Source organism: Polaribacter sp. HL-MS24 (genome assembly GCF_032758595.1).
Classification (GTDB): domain Bacteria; phylum Bacteroidota; class Bacteroidia; order Flavobacteriales; family Flavobacteriaceae; genus Polaribacter.
The window spans coordinates 495311-518902 of the sequence record NZ_CP136415.1 but is presented as its reverse complement, the minus strand read 5'-3'; the positions used below and the strand labels follow the sequence as shown (position 1 = coordinate 518902).

Here is a 23592-nt window from a genome sequence, read left to right as displayed (position 1 = left end):
ATCGTGAATTATCCATTCATTGAGATTAAGAACTCATCGTTATTCTTAGAGAATTTAATTCGTTCATTGATAAATTCCATTGCTTCTACTGGATTCATATCTGCAAGATATTTACGTAATACCCACATTCTTTGAACAGTTTTAGCATCTAGGAGTAGATCATCTCTTCGGGTAGAAGATTTGATAAGATCAATTGCAGGGTAGATTCTACGGTTAGAGATATTTCGGTCTAACTGTAATTCCATATTTCCAGTTCCTTTAAATTCTTCGAAGATTACTTCGTCCATTTTAGAACCAGTTTCTGTCAATGCTGTAGCGATAATAGTTAAAGAGCCTCCATTTTCAATATTTCTAGCTGCTCCAAAGAAACGTTTTGGTTTGTGTAATGCATTTGCATCGATACCTCCAGAAAGTATTTTTCCAGATGCAGGAGCTACCGTATTGTAAGCTCTTGCCAGACGCGTAATGGAATCTAATAATATGACTACATCGTGTCCACATTCTACTAAACGTTTTGCTTTCTCTAAAACGATATTGGCAACCTTTACATGCTTTTCTGCAGGTTCATCAAAAGTAGATGCAACTACTTCTCCACGAACACTACGTTGCATGTCTGTAACTTCTTCCGGACGTTCGTCTATCAAAAGTACAATCTGATATACCTCAGGGTGGTTCATGGCGATTGCATTGGCAACATCTTTAAGCAACATGGTTTTTCCTGTTTTTGGCTGGGCAACAATCATTCCACGCTGTCCTTTTCCAATCGGTGAAAATAAATCGATAATTCGTGTTGATAAAGAACTTCCTTTTTCAGCCAAATTGAATTTTTCTTGTGGGAAAAGAGGTGTTAAATGTTCAAATGAAACTCGATCTCTAACGATGTTTGGGTTCAATCCGTTTATTTTTGAAACTCTTATTAAAGGAAAATACTTTTCACCTTCTTTGGGTGGACGAACATTTCCTCTAACAGTATCTCCTGTTTTGATGCCAAATAATTTGATTTGAGATTGTGAAACATAAATATCATCGGGCGATGAGAGATAGTTATAATCAGAAGATCTTAAGAAGCCATACCCATCAGGCATCATTTCCAGCACTCCTTCACTTTCAATAATTCCATCAAATTCAAAATCAGGATCTTTAAATCGATTGTTAGACTTATTTCCTTTACCAACAACAGCAGCTTTTTCCCGAGTATTTTCTCTAGGCTTGTTCTTATTGTTTTGCTGTGGATTATTTTGCGTACTTGGATGCTGCTTTTGTTGGGCAGGATTCTTTTGTACAGTTTTTTGTTGAATTGGTTTTTGTTGCTCGACCGTTTTTTGTTGAATTGGCTTTTGATGCTCAATCGGTTTACGTTGTTGCGGTGTTTTTTGCTGACCCTGAGGAGCTTTTGGTAGCTCTTTGCTATCAGTTATTGTTGAAGCTTCAATTTCTTTTTTTGGTGCAGTTTTAACCAAAGGCTTCGTATCCTCTGAAGGTGCTGCTACTCTTTCTACCTTTCTAGGTTGAGGAGTGTTTCTTTCTGGTCCTTTTGTGGCTGTTGGATTTGCAGTGTTTTCGGGTCCTTTAGAAACTCGTTTTCTTCTTGGTTTTGATACTTTTGAGGTTTCTGTACCATCCGTTGACTTTACAGTTGCTTCAACCTTTACAGGGTTTGCAGCTTGTATGTCTAAAATTTGATACACTAAATCTAATTTTTTTAATTGACTTGTTTTGGATAATCCAATAGATTTGGCAATCACTTGTAAGTCAGCAAGTGTTTTTGCTTTTAGTTCAGAAATTTCGAACATTATGTATGTGTTATGTTAATTTATATTTTCTCGTAAGAAAGTTTGTGAGATTTGTTGCTTTTGAAAGTATTGTATAAAGAGCTATACAATAGATTGAGTGGTTACTATATACAAATATATGTTTTTTTTTTTTAGTTTCAGACTTTCTTTTTAAAAAAGAAAACAATACTTTTGCTGTTCTATTATACATAATGATTCAAAGAATTCAATCCATATATTTATTTCTTGCTACTCTTGTTTCTGGGGGGGCTATTTTTTTGTTTGATATATGGAGCTTTTCAGAACATAAAACTTATGTAATAGACCTTTTAAAAGAAGATTCTATTTTGTTAAACGGAATTAGTTTCTTATTTTTACTCTCAGCAATACTTTCATTTGTAGCCATTTTTTTATTTAAAAAGAGACAGTTGCAATTTGTTGTTGGAAGAATTTCAATTTTGATTAACCTTTTATTATTAGGAATATTGATTTATGTATCTCTAACGTTACCTGGAGAAGTGAAAATTTCAGAGAAGGGTATTGGGATGTTTTTACCGATTTTAGCCATTTTGCTTATTGTTTTGGCGAATAAGGCGATTAAAAAGGATGAAGATCTCGTAAAATCTGTAGATAGATTGCGATAAGACTATAATATAGTATATTAGTGCGACCTAAAAACCGAAGAATAGATTCTTCGGTTTTTTTTATGCTACTTTTTGTTATCCTCTGGTGGCCAATTCGATAATCTCTAAATCCTTAATGTCTCCTTTTTCAAGGCTAAAACGCAGCATGGTTCGGATTTTGTGAAAACCGTGATTGCCCGCAGCACCTGGGTTCAAGTGCAAAAGATTGAGTTTTTTGTCATATTGAACTTTTAAAATATGTGAATGGCCTGCAATAAATATTTTTGGAGGATTTGTTTTGAGTTCTTCTCTAATTCGCTGTTGGTATCGATTAGGGTACCCTCCAATATGTGTTATCCATACGTCCACATCTTCCAGGACGAAACGATTGTCTAAAGGGAATTCCGACCGGGCTACTGCATCGTCAATATTCCCATATACAGCTCGCAATGGCTTGAGTGCTTTGATGCTGTCTGTTACTTTTAAATTTCCGATATCTCCTGCATGCCAAACTTCGTCTGCAAGTTTGACAAATTTTAAAATTTGGTCATCAATATAACTATGGGTATCGGAGAGTAATAAGATTTTCTTCACCCTACAAAAATACTAATAACAAAATAAATTTCGTAATTTTGAGACCTTCAAAAAAGACACTTCTTGAGATATTTTATAGAGCTTTCTTACAATGGGAAAAACTATCATGGTTGGCAAATACAACCAGATGCCATTTCTGTACAACAAAAAGTAAATCATGCTTTAAGTTTGCTATTGCAAAAGGAGATCAATGTTGTAGGAGCAGGAAGAACAGATACGGGAGTGCATGCTTCTCAGATGTTCGCCCACTTTGATATCGATTTGGAATTGGATGAAAATGCAGTTTTCAAACTGAATTCTATTTTGCCAGAAGATATTGTGGTTTACAAAGTGTTTTTAGTTGAAGATGACAAACATGCTAGATTTGACGCACTTAGTCGAAGTTATGAGTATAAAATTTGTTTGGGACGAAATCCTTTTTTATTGGATTTTTCTTGGCAAATTCATTCACAAAAATTCGACATTGAAAAGATGAATGCTGCTGCTAGCTTATTGTTAGAGTATACCGATTTTGAATCTTTCTCAAAAGTAAAAACAGAGGTTTTTACTTTTAATTGTGATATCACCCAAGCAGTTTGGACACAAAGAGCCAATGAATTGACCTTTTCAATTACGGCCAATCGATTTTTGAGAAATATGGTACGAGCCATTGTCGGAACCTTAATTGAAGTAGGTACAGGAAAAAAATCTGTTGATGATTTTAGGGAAATTATAGAAAGTAAAAATAGAAGCAAAGCAGGTTTATCAGTTCCCGCAAAAGGCTTATTTTTAACAGCAATTAAATATTAGATTTTGGGAGACAATACAGGAAATGCATTTGATATAAAAATATTTTCAAGACTCATGAGTTTTGCCAGAAAGTATCGCTTGTACTTTTTTATTGCATCCTCTTCTACAATCCTATTGGCATTGTTTTCTGCTGCCAGACCCTACATCTTAAAACTCACGATCGATCGAGCAGTAATTCCAAAAGACAGTTCTGCATTGCTCAATTTTATCCTACTAATGTTAGGCGTATTACTCGTAGAGGTTTTGCTTCAGTTTAGCTTTATTTACTTCTCCAATTGGGTGGGTCAGCATATTATTAGAGACATTCGAGCAAAGATTTTTCGACATATTTTGCAATTTAAAATGTCCTATTTCGATAAGAATGCAGTAGGGAAGCTGGTTACGAGAGTTGTCTCAGACATCGAAACAATTTCTGCTTTTTTTACTCAAGGGGTATTCATGATCACCAGTGATATTCTAAAAATGTTGGTTGTAACTGTGATTATGTTGGTGATGAATTGGCAATTGGCATTGATTACTTTAGCAGTATTGCCTATTTTAATCTATGCAACTAAAAGGTTTCAAATAGCTATCAAAGCTACTTTTCAAGAAGTTCGAAATCAGGTTTCTAATTTGAATAGTTTTGTGCAAGAGCGAGTAACTGGGATGAAGATTGTGCAATTGTTCAATCGAGAAAAAATTGAATACGATAATTTTAAGGAAATCAACAACAAGCATAAAAAAGCATATATAAAAACAATCTGGTACTATTCAATTTTCTTTCCAATAGCAGAGATTTTGTCTTCAATCGCTATTGGTTTGTTGGTATGGTTTGGAGGGCTACAAGTTGTGGATCAGTCGGTTGCTAGTGTTGCTGAAATTTTTGCATTTATCATGTATGCCCAAATGTTGTTTCAACCATTGCGTCAAATTGCAGATAAGTTCAATCAGCTTCAAATGGGAATTGTTAGTGGTGAACGTGTTTTTGCGATCATCGATACTGAAAGTAGTATTGCAAAAAATGGAACACTGGTCGCGGAAGGCTTACAAGGAAATATTCTATTTGATGATGTTCGATTTAGCTATATCACAGGAGAAGAAGTTTTAAAAGGTATTTCTTTTGAGGTAAGAGAAGGGCAAACAGTTGCCATTGTTGGTGCTACAGGAGCAGGAAAATCTACCATTATCAATTTGATCAATCGATTTTATGAAATTGATAGCGGAACAATTTCTGTTGATGGAATTTCTGTGGACCAATTTGAAATTGAATCGTTAAGAAAACAAGTGGCCATTGTTTTACAAGATGTATTTTTATTCTCCGATTCAATTTTACATAATATCACTTTAAAAAATGATGCAATTTCTTTAGAAGAAGTAAAAACGGCAGCCAAACAAATTGGGATTCATGATTTTATCATGACCCTTCCAGACGATTATTTATACAATGTAAAAGAGCGAGGAGGCATGTTGTCTTCCGGTCAACGACAGCTAATTGCTTTTTTACGCGCCTATGTTAGCAAGCCTAGTATCTTAATTCTAGATGAAGCCACTTCTTCTGTTGATTCACATGCAGAGCAAATGATTCAGTACGCTACCGAAACCATTACAAAAGATCGAACTTCGATAGTAATTGCACATCGATTAGCTACAATAAAACAAGCCGACAAAATTATTGTAATGGACAAAGGGTTGATTGTAGAGGAAGGAACGCATCAAGAACTTCTTGTTAAAGAAAACGGGTACTATAAAAATTTATACGACAAGCAGTTTAGTACTGAACTTGCTTTGTAAAAACCTTATTCTAAGTCTTTTTTTAATTTTTCATTCAAGTCATTCAAATCATTGTAGAGTTCAAACTCCCCATCTTTGATGTATGAAATCTCTCCAGTTTCTTCTGAAACCAGCAGACAAACCGCATCTGTTTTTTCCGAAATACCGATGGCAGCTCGATGTCGTAATCCAAATCGGGCAGGGATTTTCTGACTGCTAGAAATGGGCAAAACAACTCTAGTAGCGATAATAAAATTGTCTCGTATAATGGTTGCACCATCATGAAGAGGACTATTTTTATAAAAAATACTTTCTAAAATAGCTTCATTTATCAGGGCATTCATGGCGTCTCCTGTATTGATTAAAAAATCCAAACTGTTGGTTCTTTCAATAACAATCAAGGCGCCTGTTTTGGTTTTTGACAGATTCCTACTTGCATTGATTAAAATGTCTGTATCGATCTCGGAGGCAATTTCGCTTTGTAAAAACTTTAGTTGTTTGAGGAAGCTTTTTTTTGTTGAAAAATTGGAAGTCCCAATCATCAATAAAAATTTTCTAATTTCTTGTTGAAATACAATGATCAATGCAATCACACCACCGGAGAGCAAATAGCCCAAAATTCCACTCAGCATTTCCATTTTTAATGCCAAGGTGATTTGCCAAATCAGAAAGATAAGTGCAATTCCGATAACAATATTAATGGCAACAGTACCTTTCAAAAGTTTGTAGATATAGTACAAGAGTGTTGCTACGAGTAAAATATCTAAAACATCTAAAACAGAAAACTCTATAAAATCGAACATGGGTTGGATTGATTTCCTGCTAAAATACTAATAAATTTTGCGATTGCAAGTTCATTCAATACTTTCTGCATCCGAGATCAACAATGGATATTTTTGACGAATGAGATTAATTTTATTTTGCAAGTCGATATCTGCCTTGTTGGAACTTTTAAAATCGTCAATCATACTTTTATAATCTTGGTTGTAAATTTGAATTGCCAGTTTATTTCTAAGATTCATGTAGGCAGAATTTAATTGATCTAATACAGAAATATATGTTTCGTAGCTAGTTGCTCGATCTGATTTTAGATAAATAACCGCTTTGCTAGGATGGTCAGATGATGTTGGTAATCGATACCCCTTACACCAATCACAGATAGTATTATTGATATCTTTGCCACCCCCATTGTCTATAAAATCTATTGCAATTTGTTTTAAATTCGATATTTCTATAATTTCATTTTCTACAAATAATTCGTTTTTCTTATTGATGAGTATTTCTAGAATATTTTTGTTTTTGACAATTGTTTTATTCACGATGTCATTTTTTGGTGGAATTTTCAGGGAGATTCCTGAATCAATTTCTAGGGTTGTGGTAACCAAAAAGAAAATTAATAATAGAAAAGCGATATCTGCCATAGAACCCGTATTTATTTCTGGAACTTCATGTCTTTTCATGATTTTTTATTTGTATATTTTTTCACTAGTGTTTCCTAAAAGTTAAATAAAGTTGTTTTAAATTATTGTAAAACTGTGTCTTAAGTGAATACTAATAATTTTCCAAAAAGTATGCCAAAGTTATTTTGAAATGTTTATTAACTTCGTACGATTAAGGTTTAACTCAATGGAGACTAAAGGTGTATAGTTCATAAAAGAACATGATGGCATCATTTTTGAACAAAATTTGATTAAAAACAAAGTATGAAGAATATTATAATTGTTACAGTCTTGCTTACAGTTGGTATTTTAACTGGGCATAGTCAATCCAAAAAGAATGACCTAAAACTTACAGTCTCTGCACTGCCTTTGTATGGTAACTCTGGTGGTTTTTATTCAGGTTTAAACGGATTTGTTATAAAACCAGGAGTCGGTTATTTTATTTCAGAGAAGACTTCTATTGATTTGAATTTTACTTATGCGATCTTTAATCATTTGAAAATTGCCAATATCAATTCTTTTTATAATTCCTATGCTTTTGTGCCTACACTGAGAAATAATTTCGTGAATACCAAACAGCTGAGGGTTTTTGGAGAATTTGGCTTTGGGCTCGGTTCAATCAAATACAATTCAGACAACACTGCTTTCAGAACTGATGAACATAGGAATTTGAGTGGAGGGATTTCGATTCTTAATGTCGGCGTTGGTGCAAACTATTTCTTCAATGATACTTTCGGTGTTGAATTGATTCTTCCTTACATAAATACTCAAAACATTACCTCTGATTCATCAAGTAACATCTACTCTGGAATTGGTCCTACTCTTGGATTGACTTTTAAACTGAATTAAATGGGAAAGGATTTTTTAAGTAAATATTAAAAAGCGCATACTATTTTCTTGACTGAACTTGAGCAACAATTTTGATTGCTTCTACAGCTTCCTTTACATCGTGAACCCGAAGGATATTTGCTCCATTGAGCAACGCGATGGTGTTTGCAGAAGTTGTTGCGTTCAGTGCTTCTTGTGCAGAAATATTCAAGGTGTTGTAAAGCATTGATTTTCTTGAAATTCCTACCAAAATAGGAGCTTCTAAATTTTGAAAAAGAGACAAATTCTGAAGTAATTCAAAATTGTGGTCTTTTGTTTTACCAAATCCAAAGCCAACATCGATCAGCACATCATTTACTTTTAATTGGTGCAACCGATGCATTTTATCTGCAAAAAAGGTAATGAGTTCGTGTGTCACATTTTTGTATTGAGGATCTTTTTGCATGTTTTGTGGGGTTCCCAACATGTGCATCACAATATAGGGAACTTGTAAATGGGCAACGGTTTCAAACATTTTTTTGTCCATATTTCCACCTGAAATATCATTGATGATAGCCGCTCCTGCTCGTATCGTTTCTTCTGCGATGCGATTTCGAAAGGTGTCAACTGAAATTAGAATTTCAGGAAATTCCCTTACCAATAGTTGGATGACAGGAAGAATTCTTTTGCGCTCTTCTTCTTCGGTGACATAGGCTGCTCCTGGTTTGGAAGAGTAGGCACCTACATCGATAAAGGTAGCACCTTCTGAGAGCATTTTTGAAACTTGTGCTATAATGGCTACTTCGTTTTGATACTCCCCTCCATCAAAGAAAGAATCGGGTGTAATGTTTAATATCCCCATCACTTTTGGGGATGATAAATCGACTAAGGTTCCTTTGCAGTTGATGGTCATTTTAAGAGACTATTTTATGAATTATAGGGTTTCTTTCTGGAGCGACATAGCTGTGCATTTGATCCATCAATGAAGTGATAGAATCTCCCACCAATAACAAATTCCGATTGGATTGTTTTAAATATCCTTCTGCAACCATTTTGTCGAGTTGTAAGAGAATTGCATCAAAAAAACCGTTTACATTTAATAGTCCAATTGGTTTTTGTTCAATCTGTAATTGCCTTAAGGTAAGTGCCTCAAAGAGCTCGTCTAAAGTCCCAAATCCTCCAGGTAGGGTTATGTAACCATCAACGAGCTTACTCATCAAAACTTTACGCTCACTCATGGTTTTGCACACAATCATTTCTTCAACACCTGGATGAATGACTTCTTCTTTTTCTAAGAGTTTTGGGATGACCCCAATAACTTCTCCATTTCGTTCTAAAATGGTGGAAGATAGTACTCCCATCATTCCAATTTTCCCTCCACCATAGACCAGACCAATATTGTTTTCAACAAAATAGTTTCCTAGATCTATGGCTGCTTCTTTATATCTTGGATGAAAGCCTAGGCTAGAACCGCAAAAAACAACAATCTTATTCATTTTTTTCATATCTTCATTGGGAGTTGAAATTTTAAAACAAAAGGTTTTGTTGTGAAATTAATCACAGCAGCTTCCTAAAACTCGTTGATAAATTCATGGTAAAAATAAATGAAATGCTTTTAAGATTTACTACATTTGATGAAATACTTTTTAAATAAGGAACATGCAAGACACCTCAAAACAATATGACGCAGTAATTAATGAATGCAGGAGTTTGTTTATTAAAAAAATGAGTGATTATGGAAGTGCATGGAGAATTTTACGGCTACCATCGCTTACAGACCAGATCTTTATCAAAGCACAACGAATCCGTCAGCTTCAAGAAAATGAGGTTCGAAAGGTAGATGAAGGGGAGAAATCTGAATTCATTGGGATTATCAATTATTCAATTATGGCATTGATTCAGTTAGAAATGGGTATTGTAGAAACACCTGATTTAGATACGGATGCAGCGACTGCTTTGTATGACAAGCACAGTAAAATTACCAAAGATTTAATGCGCAACAAAAATCATGATTATGGCGAGGCTTGGCGTGATATGCGTGTTTCTTCGTTAACGGATTTAATATTACAGAAGGTATTGCGTGTAAAACAAATTGAAGATAATAAAGGGAAAACGATCGTCTCCGAAGGTATTGATGCGAACTATCAGGACATGATTAACTATGCTGTATTTGCAATGATTCATTTGGTGGATCAAGTTGGAAGTTAGAAAGCACAACAAGTTGAAATTTTTAAAAAAATTGAGGCATCAGAAAAATTTGTATCGTTAGAATTAAAATGAATTTATGAAAGCAGTGACCCAAATTTTTAGAATCATTGTAGGAGCCTTCTTTATCTTTTCGGGCTTTGTTAAATTGGTTGATCCTATTGGTTCTCAATATAAGTTTCAAGAATATTTTTCGGAAGGAGTTTTAAATGTAGAATTTTTAATTCCCTATGCATTGCCTTTCGCAATTCTATTAATTCTTACTGAAATTCTGTTAGGAGTCATGGTGCTTATTGGTTACAAATCCAAATTCACAATTTGGAGTTTGCTATTAATCACCTTGTTTTTCTTGTTTTTGACCTAGTATTCTGCACATTATAATAAGGTCACCGATTGTGGCTGTTTTGGTGATGCCCTCAAATTATCTCCGTGGGAAACCTTTTATAAAAACGTATTTCTTATCGGGTTGATTCTTTTCTTACTCTTAAAAATAAAATGGGTGCAACCTATTTTTAAAGGAAAAGCACCAAAAATAATTACGATGCTGTCTTTAGGAGCCTTCTTATTCATTGTTCAGCATGTACTTGTACATTTGCCAATTATCGATTTTAGAGCCTATGCTATTGGAAAAAATATTACGGAAGGAATGCAGTATCAGGGTGATGGAGAAATTCCGCCTGTTCATGATTTTATGTTGGAAGACTCTCAAAACGATTTAGCCCCTGAAATTTTAGCCAAAGAAAAGGTAATGCTTGTTATTGTATACAATGCAGACAAATCAGACAATACAGGCTTTGCTGCTATTCGTGAAATTTCAAAAAAAGCAATTCACAAGGGGTATTCAGTTTACGGAGTTTCAGCCTCTTTTTCAAACGATTTGTCAGCCCTTCAAGAAAAATATGAATTGCCTTTTGAGTTTCTTTTTTGTGATGAAACTACATTGAAAACCATGATTCGAGCAAATCCAGGAGTCATCATTTTAAACAAAGGTACCGTTGTAGATAAGAAGAATTTTATCGATGTTGATCAAATCAAATTATAATGAAGCAATTGGTATTCGTTTTTATTGGAGGGGGATTTGGGAGTGTTTTACGCTATCTGGTGAGTAAAGGCTTGAACATATCTGAAAATGGGTTTCCTTACGGTACCTTTGTGGTCAATATTTTGGGAAGCTTGCTCATTGGAATTATTTTAGGCTTTGCTGCCAAAAATGAGACCTTGAGTCAGAATTCAACCCTGCTGCTAGCTACTGGTTTTTGTGGTGGATTTACTACTTTTTCTACCTTTGCCTATGAAAATCACAACTTGTTAAAGATGGGTGATTTTACCAGCTTTGCTTTTTATACAATTGCTAGTTTTGGCCTCGGATTCTTAGCTGTTTTTACTGGATTGTACTTGGCGAAGATGATCTAAATATTTTTTTAAAATCATGATGAACACTACAGTCAGCTATCAAACGAATGAAGAGTATGCAATCATTACCATTGCAAACGGAAAAGCCAATGCCATAAACCACGAAGTGATCGCTGGAATTCATAGCGGTTTAGATCGTGCTGAAAGTGAAAAAAAAATAGTCATTCTTACAGGGCAAAAAGGAATCTTTTCTGCGGGGTTTGATTTGAAAATCATGACTCAATCAACAGCCTCAGCTAAGGAATTGGTTCGCAAAGGATCTCAGCTATCACTCAGAATGTTGTCTTTTTCTCAGCCAATTATTGTTGCTTGTTCTGGGCATGCCATTGCGAAAGGTGCCTTTTTATTGTTGTCAGCGGACTATAGAATTGGTGTAGAAGGCGATTATAAAATTGGGTTGAATGAAGTGCAAATTGGGATGAGTATGCACCACGCGGGAATTGCGATAGCAAACGCTCGATTGTCCGAAGTATATCTCAACAGAAGCGTCAACAATGCAGAAATTTTCAACCCAAATCAGGCAATGGTTGCAGGTTTTTTAGATAGCATTGTTCCCGAGGATCAATTGCTTTCAACTGCGATCAAAGTAGTAGAGAGGTTTGCTAAGCTGAATTCAAAAGCACACGCAGAAACTAAGTTAAAAGTGCGAAAACCTCATTTGGATGCTTTGGAAAAAGCCATTGCATTGGATGTCAATAATGAGATTTCCATAAAAGGATCGTTTTTTTAAACAACCCTCTACTGGTTTTTATTCTGAATGCTTTTCAAACACCTTAATCCCTGCTTTGATTTCCAAATCAATATGATTTTCTCTAGGAGTCAATGGGCAAGAATACTTATCATTATAAGCACAATAAGGATTGTAGGTATTATTGAAGTTCAATACAATAGTCTCATCGGCCTCAATGTCTGTGAGCATTACGTCCATATAGCGTCCCCCTCCATAAGAATCATTGCCAGAGGTATAGTCAGTGAAAGGTAAAAAAAGATAGTCTTTGTATTTTTCGTCTTTCGCATCATCCTGACTCTGATAAATTGGCAGTTTACAATCCTTTCCTTGTAAACGAAATGTTAAAACACCATATTGTTTATAATTGGGTTTTCGATCCGTGGTAGTTGCCATTTCAAAAGTAGAGGCATTAGGGGTTCGAACGAGCTTTGCACGAACAATAAATGAGCTGTCTACTGGAAAAAAAGCTAAGCCTTTAAAGTCTTTTAAATCCTTCTTTTTTAAAGGAGATTTTGACGCGTCTTTGAAGCTTGCATTCAGTTTTTGTTGATAAGCTGTTTCTCCAACAAGCGCTCTTTTTCCTTGAGAAGTACAAGAAAATACAAAAAGGAGAGTACAGAATGTCATTGTTTTTCCTAATAGATGAAGGGTTTTCCTGTTGTCAAGCATCTTATTTTTTTTCTAGAATTAAAAAATGATCATCCATCACATTTCCTGCTAAAATAAGATTTTCATGGATTGCAGCAACAGTAGAACCAGACATTTTTGATCCATCGTCTAAATATACTGTTGAAATTTCATATTTACCTTTATGAGTGTAGGTGATTTTTATGATTTCTGAAGGAGCTATTTTTTTGTTTCCTTTTGCATAGCTAGCAAAGCTAATTAAGTTTGGATGGGCTCCAATCCAAAGATTACCCTCGGTATCAAATTCAATATTATCTACTCCGGTTTTGCAGTTGATATTTTCGATAAAAGTCAAAGAAGAATCTTCGTTTTTCTGATACACTTTTACTAGGAAATCTCTTGGCGAGGCTACAAAAACTAAATTTCGTTTGCGGTCCATATTGATTCCATTTGCATAAGCGATATCATGAGCAACTTCGGTGTATTTTTTTCCATCAAAATAAACCACATTTGACATAGAAACTCCTAGATAGTCTTCTGCAAAACGAAGAATTCCCTTTTTGTATTTGTGGTCGTTGGTGAAGTAAAATTGTTGTTCATTTTGGAGAACGATGTCATTAGGACTATAAATAAGTGCGTCTTTCAATGTTTTTTGATGTGTCAATTCTTGCCCAATCAGCTCAAAAATTTCGATATATTCTCCTTCTTCTGTATGATTGATTGCAGCAATTGTATACACACTATCTCTTTGAAACATCGAGATTCCGTGAGGTGCAAAAGGTTTTGTAAAGTTTTTACTAAGATGAATGGGTTGGTAGTTTTTGTCGGTGAGATCCAAAAAGTACAGTCCGCCAATTTCTTGTCGAGTATCAGGAACTTTGCGTCTTGTGGTGGCAGAGATGATGGCAAAATGATCTGTTTGGCTTACAGTGATATCTTCTGCTCCAGCGAGTGCTATTTCTTTGAGAAGTGTTCCCCCAAATTGACTCTCAATATTTCTAAAAAAACCTGTGCTAATAAAAATATTTGCAATAAATAATAACAATAAAATGAGGATTGCAGAGAAGAACCTTTTTTGGAATTTTTTTTCCATCTTTTCAAATTTGACTCTAAAATACAAGAAAGAAATTTATTTTTCTTTTTTGCAGTCATAAATTTATTAAATTTGATAATTATTTAGATGCACAAATGACACAATTCAGATTAGATCGTACCCAGCAGTCGCGAAGTTTTTGCGCCAGTCGTTATGTATATATGTTTTGATCAATACAATATAAAATCAACTACAAATATATGAGTCCGACTTCACCGTCGGACTTTTTATTTTCAGTGAATAATCAACTTATGAAGACCCTGTTTTCAAATTATATTCAAACGTTTAAAGGACTTTCCAAAGAAGTTTGGTGGCTCGCCTTAATAACCTTGATCAATAGATCTGGAACAATGGTGATCCCTTTTTTGTCCCTATATTTAACAAATAGTCTTCATTTTACACTCTCTGATGTGGGGTGGATCATGTCTTTTTTTGGCTTTGGATCTGTTGTGGGAACTTGGTTGGGAGGTAAGCTGACCGATCTTATTGGCTATTATAAGGTAATGTTGGTAAGTTTGATAGGGACTGGAATTCTTTTCGTAAGTCTGCAATTTGCAACTAGTTTTCATCAGTTTTGTTTTGGGATTTTCTCCGTCATGTTGGTTGCTGATGCTTTTAGACCCGCTATGTTTGTAGCTCTAAGTGCATATAGTAAACCTGAAAATAAAACCCGTTCTGTAACACTCATCCGTTTGGCTATCAATCTTGGTTTTTCTGCCGGTCCTGCTATCGGAGGGCTCATTATTGTAAGTGTTGGATATCTTGGCTTGTTTTGGATTGACGGGATTACCTGTGTCTTAGCTGCCGTTTTATTATTAAAAGTATTACACCCCAAAAAAGCACAAATTACCGATTCGGTTATCGCCGAAAACCCAATTTCAGCATACAAAGATTCTTCTTTTTGGATTTTTTTTATTGGCATGTTTATTTTTGGGTTTGTCTTTTTACAATATTTTTCTACCATTCCTTTGTATTACAAAGAGGTGCGTTTGCTTTCAGAATTTGAAATTGGTTTGTTGATGGGGTTTAATGGTTTTTTTATAGTAGTTTTTGAAATGCCTCTGATCAAATGGTTAGAGCATCCTAAGAATTCAAAAATCAAATTAGTAGCGATAGGTCTTTTCCTAACCGCACTTAGTTTTGTGATTTTGAATCTGAGTGCTTGGATAGGCGTTCTTGTTATTGGTATGTTGTTGATGACAATTGGTGAAATGATTGCCTTTCCGTTTTCGAATGCATTTGCTGTTGAAAGAGCAAAAAAAGGAAATCAAGGAGAGTACATGGCCTTGTATAGCATTGCTTTTTCATTGGCACATATTTTTAGTCACAATTTGGGGATGCAGCTTATCGACAAATACGGATATGAATTTACATGGAATTTTACAGCTCTTTTCGCGATGGGAGGTGTTTTTATTTTAGTGTTCTTATATATCCGTTTGAAAAGAGAAGGTCAATCGAAATAAGTCCGATTTATAGCGACAAATTCTAAAATCAACGAAATAATAGGGTCTTTACTTTTGTAGAATTCACGGTCTAGAACTTCCCATGTTTTTGGATCTATACCGTTGATGATAGCTCTTCTGTGTTCAATGCTTTTGGGGATGGGGATTTCTCCAAATAAACGAAAAGCATCATAGATAAGGGATGCAGTGTGTATGGCACCAATTTTTTCGTAAGCTTCTAAAATTTCGTGGGAAAACTGCCCTGAGGAATTCCAAAAGAATTCTTCAAAACCTCCATTGCTGGTATGTTTTTCAAAAACATCTACATACACGAAGGTTCTTTCGAAGTCGTTTAGATTTTGAAAGGAATCTCTACTAGGGATTTTTCTGCCGATGATCTCACCTATGCGTGCAATTTTGTCTGCATCGTTGTTCAATAATAAAGCAATTTCGGTTGAGGTCATCTTAGTTTTTTAAGACTGAAAACTCAATACTTGAATCGCTAAAAACGGTATGGGTTTGAGTTTTAAAATCGGTTGCCTCTGCTTTGAAAATATTGTCTACATAGGTTTGTGGATTCAAATCAATTAAGGGAAACCAAGTGCTTTGCACCTGAACCTGTAATTTGTGCCCTTTTTTAAAGGTGTGGAACACATCTTGCAATGGAATGTGTACAGGGGTTTTTTTGTTAGGAGTAAAGGGTTCTGGTGTAGAAAAACTATTTCTAAAACGTCCACGCAATACTTCACTTCTGACCATTAAATGGTAGTTGCTCATTTTTAAATGGTCTTGCAATTTGTCGTTATTTTCTTCAGTATCTGAAGGATGTACATCAATAACCTTTACAATCCAATCTGCAGCAGTTCCGGTGGTTGCAACGTTTAGTTTGGCTAAAATTGATCCCGCCAAGGTAAGGTCTTCAGTCAATACCTCTGTTTCAAAAACCAATACATCGGGTCTTCTGGCTGCAAAGCGTTGGTCATCGGTCATGTATTTTCGTGGAGTAAAAACCGTTTTGATATCTTCAGAATAGGGAACAGGATTTTTTATGTCGCTGATAAATTTGATTTCTTTGGATAATTTTTTATCTGTTGTTAATTTTTGATTTTCAGATAAAAACCACTGCTCTTTGACGATGTTTTTTGGTGGCCACGAATCATACGATTTCCATGTCTTTCTTCCAGAATCATAGACATAGGCTTCCGGAAGTCCAGAGTTTTTATCTCCCTTTCCTTTGAGGAAATGATTAAAGAAATTGGTTTCAATTTCTTTTTGAAACTTTAAAGAAATTGAGTCCCCAAAATAATAATTTCCAACTGAGTTTTCTACTGTATTCCGTGCCCATTTTCCGTGATCCCAAGGACCAAAAACGAGTGTATTGTAATTTTTAGGACTGTTTTTTTCAATTGCTTTATAGGTTTCTAGGGGACCGTATAAGTCCTCCGCATCAAACCAACCTCCCACAATCATAGTGGCAACAGTAGCTGGGACTTTGTTTAAATGCTGAATAATTCCTTTACTTTTCCATACAGAATCATAGTTTGGGTGTTCTGTAATTTCTTTCCAGAAAAAATCATCGATGGTTTTTTTTGTAGAAGTATTGTTAACATCCAATTTATCGTACTGAAAATATTCGTTTAAATTTTTTAAAGGGCCTTTGTCTAAAAAAAACTGGTATTGATCTTGAGAATTCATTTTTGGAAACGAATACTAAGGCAGAATCGGTGGGAGTATCTTTGTAGGTGCCAAATAGAGAAATGGCTCTAAAATAACTCAACAAAAAGGCACCATTATGATGGAAGTCATCAAAGAAAAAATCACCAATGCAGGCTTGTGGTGAAGCGGCTTTTAATGCAGGGTGAGCGTCAATGGTAGATACGGTTGCATAATGCCCAGGATATGAAATTCCCCAAGTTCCCACTTTCCCATTGTTATTTGCTACGTTTTTAATCAGCCAATCGATGGTATCGTAAGTGTCCGATACTTCATCTGCTTGAGAGTTTTTCTTATTCGGAAGATAGGCACGCATATTGTCATAGACCCCTTCACTCATCCATCGTCCACGAACATCTTGATAGACTATAATGTTTCCTTCTTTCATCAAATGCACATTGGGACCAATAGTGGTTTTTATTTTCCCTTCACCATATGGAGCCGAACTATAAGGTGTTCGCTGCATTAAAATAGGATATTCTTTTGAAGTGTCTTTTGGAGAATAAATCGTCGTGTGCAATTTCACGCCATCTCTCATACTAATTGTCACTTCTTTTTTGGTATAATGATCGATTACAAAAGTGTCTTTTTCTTCTGAAGGATTGCTACAGGAAGAGATAAGGAACAAACTAAAAAAGGTGAGCAGCAAATTTTTAATCATGACAGATAGTTTTTGTTAAAATTACAAAAGAATAAAGAACAATAAAAAATTTTAAGGGTTAAAATGAAGTGTCGTCTTTTTGATAGAAGTCCTTATGAGATGAATTCAAAAGAAGAACTCTCTCAGATAGCCTATTTAGACTGTTTTTGATGGTAATTTTGAAGGTGGGTATTGATTTTTATTTGACAGGTTGCGGCATTTTTTTTATTGTGTATAAAAATTCCAGGAACTGATAGGACTTGATCTTTTTCTCCCTATTTTTGCAACTTATGGAGAACACTAAAAAACTACAACTAACAGATTGGTTGCCAACGACAAACAAAGAAGTCAAACTACGAGGTTGGACAGAATTGGATGTGATTCTTTTTAGTGGAGATGCTTATGTAGATCATCCTTCTTTTGGACCTGCAGTAATTGGTCGAATTTTAGAGAGTTACGGATTGCGTGTTGCGATTGTGCCCCAGCCCTGTGTAACCGACGATTTACAGGATTTTGAAAAGCTAGGAAAGCCTCGATTGTTCTTTGGAGCGACTGGTGGTTGTATGGACCCCATGGTGAGTAATTACACTGCAAGCAAAAAAAGAAGAGATAAAGATGCATATACGCCCAATGGGGACAAAGGTTTCCGACCGGATTATGCCACTTCTGTATATTCAAAAATATTAAAAGAAAAGTTTCCAGATGTTCCAATTCTTATTGGTGGGATCGAAGCTTCATTGCGACGGGTGACACACTATGATTATTGGTCGGATAAATTAATGCCAACCATACTCGAAACCTCTAAAGCAGACATGCTGGTTTATGGAATGGGAGAGCAGCCTTTGCGAGAAATCGTAAGTTTATTACAAAAAGGAGTTCCATTTTCGAGTTTAAAAAACATCAAACAAACCGCAGTTTTAATCAATCAAAAGGAAGAAAAATTACCTGTAATCAATGATTGGGAAGACGTTACCATCCATTCGCACAAAGCTTGTTTGGGAGATAAAAAAACATTTGCGTCTAATTTTAAAGTGATTGAGCAAGAGTCAAACAAATTAAAAGCACGAAGAATTTTACAAGAGGTGGAAGGGAAAACTTTGGTAATCAACCCGCCTTTTCCAACAATGACTGAAAAGGAAATTGATGGTTCTTTTGATTTGCCATTTACGCGTTTACCACACCCAAAATACAACAAGCGTGGTCCGATTCCTGCATTTGAAATGATTAAGTTTTCAATCAATATCCACAGAGGGTGTTTTGGAGGCTGTAGTTTTTGTACAATTTCTGCACACCAAGGAAAGTTTATTGCGAGTAGAAGTCAGGAGTCTATTTTAAAAGAAGTAGACAAAGTTGCAAACATGCCGGATTTTAAAGGGTACTTGTCAGATATCGGAGGGCCATCTGCCAATATGTATAAGATGAAAGGAAAGGTGCAGTCAATATGCGACAAATGTGTTGCTCCTAGTTGTATTTCTCCAGTGATTTGTTCTAATTTGGACACTTCGCACAAACCTTTAACCGAATTGTATCAGGCGGTAGATAAGCATCCAAAAATAAAAAAATCATTTATTGGAAGTGGAATTCGACATGATATGTTGGTGCCCGAATTTAATAAAAATGCAGACCCGAAAGAGTTAGATGCCTATACAGAAGAGGTGATGACCCATCATGTTTCTGGACGCTTAAAAGTTGCTCCAGAACACACTTCTGACCCAGTTTTGAAATTGATGCGAAAACCTTCGTTTACGTATTTTCACAAGTTTAAAGAACGTTTCGATAGGATCAATATAAAAAAGAAATTAAACTTACAGTTGATTCCTTATTTTATTTCGAGTCATCCTGCTAGTGAAGTAGAAGATATGGCGAATTTGGCTGCAGAAACCAAAGACATGGGCTTCCAGCTAGAGCAAGTGCAAGGCTTTACACCCACACCAATGACGGTGGCAACAGTGATTTATTATTCTGGATATCATCCCTATACACTAAAGCCAACAAAAACTCCAAAAACCAAACAGGAAAAAGAGGATCAACATAAATTTTTCTTTTGGTACAAAAAAGAAAATAGAGACTGGATTCAAAAGACCTTAAAAAAAGTTGGACGTACAGATTTATTGAAAGTTTTAATACCTGAAAACAATTCTTGGAAAAAGAACAAACTGGCTAAAGAAGCAAAAAACACTTTTGATGATGCAGTTCATGTCCCGTTTAACAAACGTAAAAAGAAGGTAAGCAGAGCACCCAAAAGGAGGAGATAAGGATTTTTTTGACTTTAGGGTATCGATAAATGCTTTCAATCAGGGCTCGATTTTTTAATAATTGTACGAATAGTTTACTTACATATTTCTTCTGTATTGACCACCTACTTTAAACAATGCTTCGGTGATCTGTCCTAAAGAACACACTTTTGTTGCCTCCATTAAAATAGCAAACAAATTGGTGTTTTGAATGGCTCCTTTTTGAAGAAGGCTCAATTGTTCCGCTGCTTTTTGCTTATTCGCTATATGGAGTTGTTTTTTGGTAGTGATCTGAAATTGTTTTTCTATTTCTGTGGCTCTTATTACTTCTGTAGGTTGGATGGTAGGTGAGCCTTTAGCGCTTAAAAAGGTGTTTACGCCTATAATTGGGAATTCTCCATTGTGTTTTAAGGTTTCATAATACAAACTTTCTTCCTGAATTTTAGAACGTTGGTACATGGTTTCCATGGCGCCTAAAACCCCTCCACGTTCTGTAATTCTGTCAAATTCTAGCAAGACTGCTTCTTCCACTAAATCGGTCAATTCTTCAATAATAAAAGCACCCTGAATCGGGTTTTCATTTTTGGCTAAGCCCAATTCTTTATTGATGATCAATTGAATCGCCATGGCTCTCCGTACAGATTCTTCTGTAGGAGTTGTGATGGCTTCATCATAGGCATTTGTATGTAATGAATTGCAATTGTCATTGATGGCGTACAAAGCTTGAAGTGTGGTTCTAATATCGTTAAAGTCGATTTCTTGTGCATGTAACGAACGCCCTGAAGTCTGAATGTGATACTTTAGCATCTGAGCTCTCGTATTTGCACCGTATTTATTTTTCATCGCTTTTGCCCAAATTTTTCGAGCAACTCTCCCTATAACGGCATATTCTGGGTCAATTCCGTTTGAAAAGAAAAACGATAAATTAGGACCAAATTCGTTGATATCCATTCCACGACTCAAATAATATTCTACATAGGTGAATCCGTTGGCCAAGGTGAATGCCAGTTGGGTAATTGGATTTGCACCCGCTTCTGCGATATGGTATCCAGAAATAGAAACCGAATAGAAATTTCGTACCTGTTTTTCAATAAAGTATTCTTGTACATCTCCCATCAAACGAAGTGCAAATTCTGTAGAAAAAATACAGGTATTTTGTGCTTGATCTTCTTTTAAAATATCTGCCTGGACCGTCCCTCGAACTTTTGCTAGAGTGTCTTTTTTGATTTGCTGATACACCTCTTGAGGTAAAATCAAATCTCCAGTCAGCCCCAAAAGAAGCAACCCTAGACCATTGTTTCAGGAGGTAATTTTCCTTGATATTTTGGTCTTTCTAATTGTTGGTTGTCATAAATTTCTTTAAAAGTTGCTTCAACCTTTTGTTCTAGCTTGTGTTCAAGAATGTATTTTTCGCAATTTTGGTCAATGGCCGCATTCATAAAAAAACCCAACAATATTGGAGCAGGACCATTGATTGTCATCGATACTGAAGTCTTTGAATGACTTAAATCGAATCCAGAATAGAGTTTTTTTGCATCATCTAAACAGCAAATAGAGACCCCTGCATTTCCAATTTTTCCGTAAATATCGGGTCTCAGATCAGGATCATTACCATACAAGGTTACGGAATCAAAGGCAGTAGAAAGTCTTTTTGCATCCATTCCTTGGCTCACATAATGAAAGCGATGATTGGTTCTTTCTGGGCCACCTTCACCTGCGAACATACGTGTAGGGTCTTCACCGACCCTTTTGAAAGGATATAGACCTGCTGTAAAAGGAAATTCTCCTGGTACATTTTCTTGTAAATTCCATTGGAGTATATCTCCCCAAGCCTTGTATTTTGGTAAGGCAATTTTCGGAATCTGTGAGTGAGAAAGAGACGCTGTATGAGTCTCTATAGTTAGTTCTTTTTCGCGAACTTTAAAACGGTAAATTGGGTCTTCATACCTCTTAATTTTCTTTTGCCAGTTTAAAATGAGTTCCCAATAATGTGGATTTAAATTTAGCATTATTTTTTGGAATTGAGCGATAAGGAGTTTTAAAAATTCGATGTCACCTTCATCGTATTTGAGAGTGAGAATCGTATCTGTATCCAATCCAGACTTTATAAGGTGCGACTGTTGTTCGTCACTGTTGCTTATCGATAAAATGGTTTGATAAATTCCATACAGTTTCTGAGCAATCAATACTTGTCTATTGACCTTTTTGTCATAAGCCCTATTGCGCTCAGCAATCTCAGATAAATAGCGAATTCTTGCAGGAGGAATTACAAATATTTTTTCAGACATCTCTGAACTTATTTGTAAAGAAGATTTTAAATCAGCCCCGGTTTTTTCAACCAAAGTGTGTATTATCCGGAAGTATAAGGTGTTCATTCCGGGATCATTAAATTGTGATGCAATAGTGCCAAAAACAGGGAGTGCATCTTCGTGTACATCCCATAAATTGTGATTGCGCATGTATTGTTTTTTGACATCTCTTAGCGCATCCAAAGCACCTCGTTTGTCAAATTTATTGATGGCTACCAAATCTGCAAAATCTAACATGTCAATCTTTTCCAGTTGAGTGGCTGCTCCAAACTCGGGAGTCATTACATATAATGAAATTGCTGAATGCTCAACAATTTCCGTATCCGATTGCCCAATACCTGAGGTTTCTAAAATAATTAGATCAAATTCTGCCGCTTTCAAAACCTCCAAGGCTTCGTTAATGTATTTTGACAAAGCGAGATTTGATTGGCGAGTTGCCAAAGAGCGCATATACACTCTCGGGTTATGAATTGCATTCATTCGAATTCTATCGCCTAGAAGTGCTCCTCCAGTTTTTCTTTTGGAAGGATCTACAGAAATAATTCCAATTGTTTTTTCTGGAAAATCCAATAAAAATCGACGAACCAACTCGTCAACCAGAGAAGATTTTCCTGCACCGCCAGTTCCTGTAATTCCTAAAACAGGTGTGGCTGCTAAATTCCCTCTTGAGTAGTTTTCTAGATGAGAAAAAACACGTTCAAAATCTGTGTGGTTATTTTCGGCTAAAGAAATTAATCGGGCAATGGTATTGGTGTTTTTATTTTTTAAATTTTCTAAGACTCTTTCTTTTCCGAGTTTAAGCAAGTCAGAAGCATCTTCATTACAAATTTTTTGTTTGCTTTTAGAATACTCAGTTGGAGGTATCGCATCTGCTTGTTGTACTAAATCATTGATCATTCCTTGCAAACCCAATCGACGACCATCATCTGGAGTGTAGATTCGTGTAATTCCATACTCCATCAATTCTTTTATTTCTAGTGGATGAATGACACCGCCACCCCCACCAAAAATTTTGATATGTTGCGCCCCTTTCTGACCCAATAAATCGAACATGTATTTAAAATATTCTAAATGCCCACCCTGATAAGAGGTAATAGCAATGGCATTTGCATCTTCTTGAATGGCACAATTGACCACCTCTTCTACACTTCTGTCATGACCCAAATGAATTACTTCGGCTCCTGTGGATTGAAGGATTCTCCGCATAATATTAATTGCAGCATCATGTCCATCAAAAAGTGAAGCAGCGGTCACGATTCGGATTTTATGTGTAGGTGTGTAAGGTGTTATTTGCTTCATTCGTAATTTATATTGAATAATTTGAATGCAATTTACGAATTTCTTAAAATAATTTCTATTTTTTTGAATAGTTAATTGAATTATATAAAAAAGAAATATATTTGTTCTAGATAA

20 protein-coding genes and 2 pseudogenes are annotated in these 23592 nt (G+C 35.4%); 11 read left to right on the top strand and 11 right to left on the bottom strand.

The window, feature by feature from the left end; genetic code table 11:
* Positions 1-8: 8 nt before the first annotated feature.
* Positions 9-1793 carry a transcription termination factor Rho gene (gene rho / locus RRF69_RS02485; RefSeq protein ID WP_316940411.1) on the bottom strand — a complete coding sequence of 595 codons (1785 nt, stop codon included), beginning with the start codon at positions 1791-1793 and terminating at the stop codon, positions 9-11.
* A 191-nt stretch (positions 1794-1984) separates the two neighbouring features.
* Between rho and RRF69_RS02480 the strand changes: the two genes are divergently transcribed.
* Positions 1985-2416, top strand: coding sequence for a DUF4293 domain-containing protein (locus RRF69_RS02480; RefSeq protein WP_316940410.1), 432 nt, complete (start codon positions 1985-1987; stop codon positions 2414-2416).
* 75 nt (positions 2417-2491) lie between these two features.
* Here RRF69_RS02480 and RRF69_RS02475 read toward each other — a convergent pair whose 3' ends face one another.
* Positions 2492-2989 carry a metallophosphoesterase family protein gene (locus RRF69_RS02475; protein ID WP_316940409.1) on the bottom strand — a complete coding sequence of 166 codons (498 nt, stop codon included), beginning with the start codon at positions 2987-2989 and terminating at the stop codon, positions 2492-2494.
* A gap of 63 nt (positions 2990-3052) precedes the next feature.
* Between RRF69_RS02475 and truA the strand changes: the two genes are divergently transcribed.
* Positions 3053-3778, top strand: a complete 726-nt coding sequence (gene truA, locus RRF69_RS02470; protein WP_316940408.1) for a tRNA pseudouridine(38-40) synthase TruA — start codon at positions 3053-3055, stop codon at positions 3776-3778.
* 3 nt (positions 3779-3781) lie between these two features.
* On the top strand, positions 3782-5548 hold the full coding sequence (locus RRF69_RS02465) for an ABC transporter ATP-binding protein (RefSeq protein ID WP_316940407.1): 1767 nt from the start codon (positions 3782-3784) through the stop codon (positions 5546-5548).
* A 5-nt stretch (positions 5549-5553) separates the two neighbouring features.
* On the opposite strand, the gene cdaA is transcribed toward RRF69_RS02465, so the two are convergent.
* Complete coding sequence (cdaA, locus tag RRF69_RS02460) at positions 5554-6330, bottom strand: diadenylate cyclase CdaA (RefSeq protein ID WP_316940406.1); 777 nt, start codon at positions 6328-6330, stop codon at positions 5554-5556.
* A 51-nt stretch (positions 6331-6381) separates the two neighbouring features.
* The gene (locus tag RRF69_RS02455) at positions 6382-6987 is read right to left on the bottom strand and encodes a biopolymer transporter ExbD (protein ID WP_316940405.1); all 606 of its coding nucleotides are present in this window, start codon (positions 6985-6987) and stop codon (positions 6382-6384) included.
* A gap of 243 nt (positions 6988-7230) precedes the next feature.
* On the opposite strand from RRF69_RS02455, the gene RRF69_RS02450 reads away from it, so the two are divergent.
* Positions 7231-7815 carry a hypothetical protein gene (locus tag RRF69_RS02450; protein WP_316940404.1) on the top strand — a complete coding sequence of 195 codons (585 nt, stop codon included), beginning with the start codon at positions 7231-7233 and terminating at the stop codon, positions 7813-7815.
* Positions 7816-7855: 40 nt separating this feature from the next.
* On the opposite strand, the gene folP is transcribed toward RRF69_RS02450, so the two are convergent.
* Both folP and RRF69_RS02440 read right to left on the bottom strand, forming a co-directional pair.
* Positions 7856-8686: a dihydropteroate synthase gene (gene folP, locus RRF69_RS02445; RefSeq protein WP_316940403.1), complete on the bottom strand. Its 831-nt coding sequence runs from the start codon at positions 8684-8686 to the stop codon at positions 7856-7858.
* 1 nt (position 8687) lies between these two features.
* Positions 8688-9269: a TIGR00730 family Rossman fold protein gene (locus RRF69_RS02440; RefSeq protein ID WP_316940402.1), complete on the bottom strand. Its 582-nt coding sequence runs from the start codon at positions 9267-9269 to the stop codon at positions 8688-8690.
* 163 nt (positions 9270-9432) lie between these two features.
* Here RRF69_RS02440 and RRF69_RS02435 point away from each other — a divergent pair, with 163 nt between their 5' ends.
* The 5 genes from RRF69_RS02435 (at position 9433) to RRF69_RS02415 (ending at position 12121) form a co-directional block, all read left to right on the top strand.
* Positions 9433-9981, top strand: coding sequence for a DUF1599 domain-containing protein (locus RRF69_RS02435; protein ID WP_316940401.1), 549 nt, complete (start codon positions 9433-9435; stop codon positions 9979-9981).
* A gap of 76 nt (positions 9982-10057) precedes the next feature.
* The gene (locus RRF69_RS02430) at positions 10058-10342 is read left to right on the top strand and encodes a MauE/DoxX family redox-associated membrane protein (protein WP_316940400.1); all 285 of its coding nucleotides are present in this window, start codon (positions 10058-10060) and stop codon (positions 10340-10342) included.
* 135 nt (positions 10343-10477) lie between these two features.
* Positions 10478-11020 (top strand): hypothetical protein, encoded by a 543-nt coding sequence (locus tag RRF69_RS02425; RefSeq protein ID WP_316940399.1) that lies wholly within the window; start codon positions 10478-10480, stop codon positions 11018-11020.
* Complete coding sequence (gene crcB, locus RRF69_RS02420) at positions 11020-11391, top strand: fluoride efflux transporter CrcB (RefSeq protein WP_316940398.1); 372 nt, start codon at positions 11020-11022, stop codon at positions 11389-11391. Before RRF69_RS02425 ends, crcB begins: the two co-directional genes overlap by 1 nt.
* Before the next feature lie 16 nt (positions 11392-11407).
* Positions 11408-12121 carry a crotonase/enoyl-CoA hydratase family protein gene (locus RRF69_RS02415; protein ID WP_316940397.1) on the top strand — a complete coding sequence of 238 codons (714 nt, stop codon included), beginning with the start codon at positions 11408-11410 and terminating at the stop codon, positions 12119-12121.
* Between the two features lie 18 nt (positions 12122-12139).
* On the opposite strand, the gene RRF69_RS02410 is transcribed toward RRF69_RS02415, so the two are convergent.
* Positions 12140-12790 (bottom strand): DUF1684 domain-containing protein, encoded by a 651-nt coding sequence (locus tag RRF69_RS02410; protein WP_410479463.1) that lies wholly within the window; start codon positions 12788-12790, stop codon positions 12140-12142.
* A 1-nt stretch (position 12791) separates the two neighbouring features.
* Positions 12792-13841: a hypothetical protein gene (locus RRF69_RS02405; protein WP_316940396.1), complete on the bottom strand. Its 1050-nt coding sequence runs from the start codon at positions 13839-13841 to the stop codon at positions 12792-12794.
* 251 nt (positions 13842-14092) lie between these two features.
* Between RRF69_RS02405 and RRF69_RS02400 the strand changes: the two genes are divergently transcribed.
* Positions 14093-15304 carry an MFS transporter gene (locus tag RRF69_RS02400; protein WP_316940395.1) on the top strand — a complete coding sequence of 404 codons (1212 nt, stop codon included), beginning with the start codon at positions 14093-14095 and terminating at the stop codon, positions 15302-15304.
* Here RRF69_RS02400 and RRF69_RS02395 read toward each other — a convergent pair.
* Complete coding sequence (locus tag RRF69_RS02395; RefSeq protein WP_316940394.1) at positions 15292-15747, bottom strand: DUF4375 domain-containing protein; 456 nt, start codon at positions 15745-15747, stop codon at positions 15292-15294. The genes RRF69_RS02400 and RRF69_RS02395 overlap by 13 nt on opposite strands.
* Before the next feature lies 1 nt (position 15748).
* Positions 15749-17657, bottom strand: a pseudogene (locus RRF69_RS02390) (CocE/NonD family hydrolase).
* Positions 17658-17926: 269 nt separating this feature from the next.
* Between RRF69_RS02390 and RRF69_RS02385 the strand changes: the two are divergent.
* The gene (locus RRF69_RS02385; RefSeq protein WP_316940393.1) at positions 17927-19891 is read left to right on the top strand and encodes a YgiQ family radical SAM protein; all 1965 of its coding nucleotides are present in this window, start codon (positions 17927-17929) and stop codon (positions 19889-19891) included.
* Positions 19892-19969: 78 nt separating this feature from the next.
* Here the strand turns inward: RRF69_RS02385 and RRF69_RS02380 are convergent.
* A pseudogene (locus RRF69_RS02380) lies at positions 19970-23478 on the bottom strand (methylmalonyl-CoA mutase family protein).
* Positions 23479-23592 lie beyond the last annotated feature (114 nt).

Bases quoted from the DNA above. Each gene is read 5' to 3' on its own strand.
- RRF69_RS02480 (WP_316940410.1), top strand. From the start codon at position 1,985: ATGATTCAAAGAATTCAATCCATATATTTATTTCTTGCTACTCTTGTT.
- RRF69_RS02450 (WP_316940404.1), top strand. From the start codon at position 7,231: ATGAAGAATATTATAATTGTTACAGTCTTGCTTACAGTTGGTATTTTA.
- RRF69_RS02410 (WP_410479463.1), bottom strand. From the start codon at position 12,790: ATGCTTGACAACAGGAAAACCCTTCATCTATTAGGAAAAACAATGACA.
- RRF69_RS02415 (WP_316940397.1), top strand. From the start codon at position 11,408: ATGATGAACACTACAGTCAGCTATCAAACGAATGAAGAGTATGCAATC.
- RRF69_RS02440 (WP_316940402.1), bottom strand. From the start codon at position 9,269: ATGAATAAGATTGTTGTTTTTTGCGGTTCTAGCCTAGGCTTTCATCCA.
- RRF69_RS02395 (WP_316940394.1), bottom strand. From the start codon at position 15,747: ATGACCTCAACCGAAATTGCTTTATTATTGAACAACGATGCAGACAAA.
- folP (WP_316940403.1), bottom strand. From the start codon at position 8,686: ATGACCATCAACTGCAAAGGAACCTTAGTCGATTTATCATCCCCAAAA.
- RRF69_RS02405 (WP_316940396.1), bottom strand. From the start codon at position 13,841: ATGGAAAAAAAATTCCAAAAAAGGTTCTTCTCTGCAATCCTCATTTTA.
- RRF69_RS02435 (WP_316940401.1), top strand. From the start codon at position 9,433: ATGCAAGACACCTCAAAACAATATGACGCAGTAATTAATGAATGCAGG.
- RRF69_RS02455 (WP_316940405.1), bottom strand. From the start codon at position 6,987: ATGAAAAGACATGAAGTTCCAGAAATAAATACGGGTTCTATGGCAGAT.
- RRF69_RS02430 (WP_316940400.1), top strand. From the start codon at position 10,058: ATGAAAGCAGTGACCCAAATTTTTAGAATCATTGTAGGAGCCTTCTTT.
- rho (WP_316940411.1), bottom strand. From the start codon at position 1,793: ATGTTCGAAATTTCTGAACTAAAAGCAAAAACACTTGCTGACTTACAA.
- RRF69_RS02385 (WP_316940393.1), top strand. From the start codon at position 17,927: ATGGAGAACACTAAAAAACTACAACTAACAGATTGGTTGCCAACGACA.
- cdaA (WP_316940406.1), bottom strand. From the start codon at position 6,330: ATGTTCGATTTTATAGAGTTTTCTGTTTTAGATGTTTTAGATATTTTA.
- RRF69_RS02400 (WP_316940395.1), top strand. From the start codon at position 14,093: ATGAAGACCCTGTTTTCAAATTATATTCAAACGTTTAAAGGACTTTCC.
- crcB (WP_316940398.1), top strand. From the start codon at position 11,020: ATGAAGCAATTGGTATTCGTTTTTATTGGAGGGGGATTTGGGAGTGTT.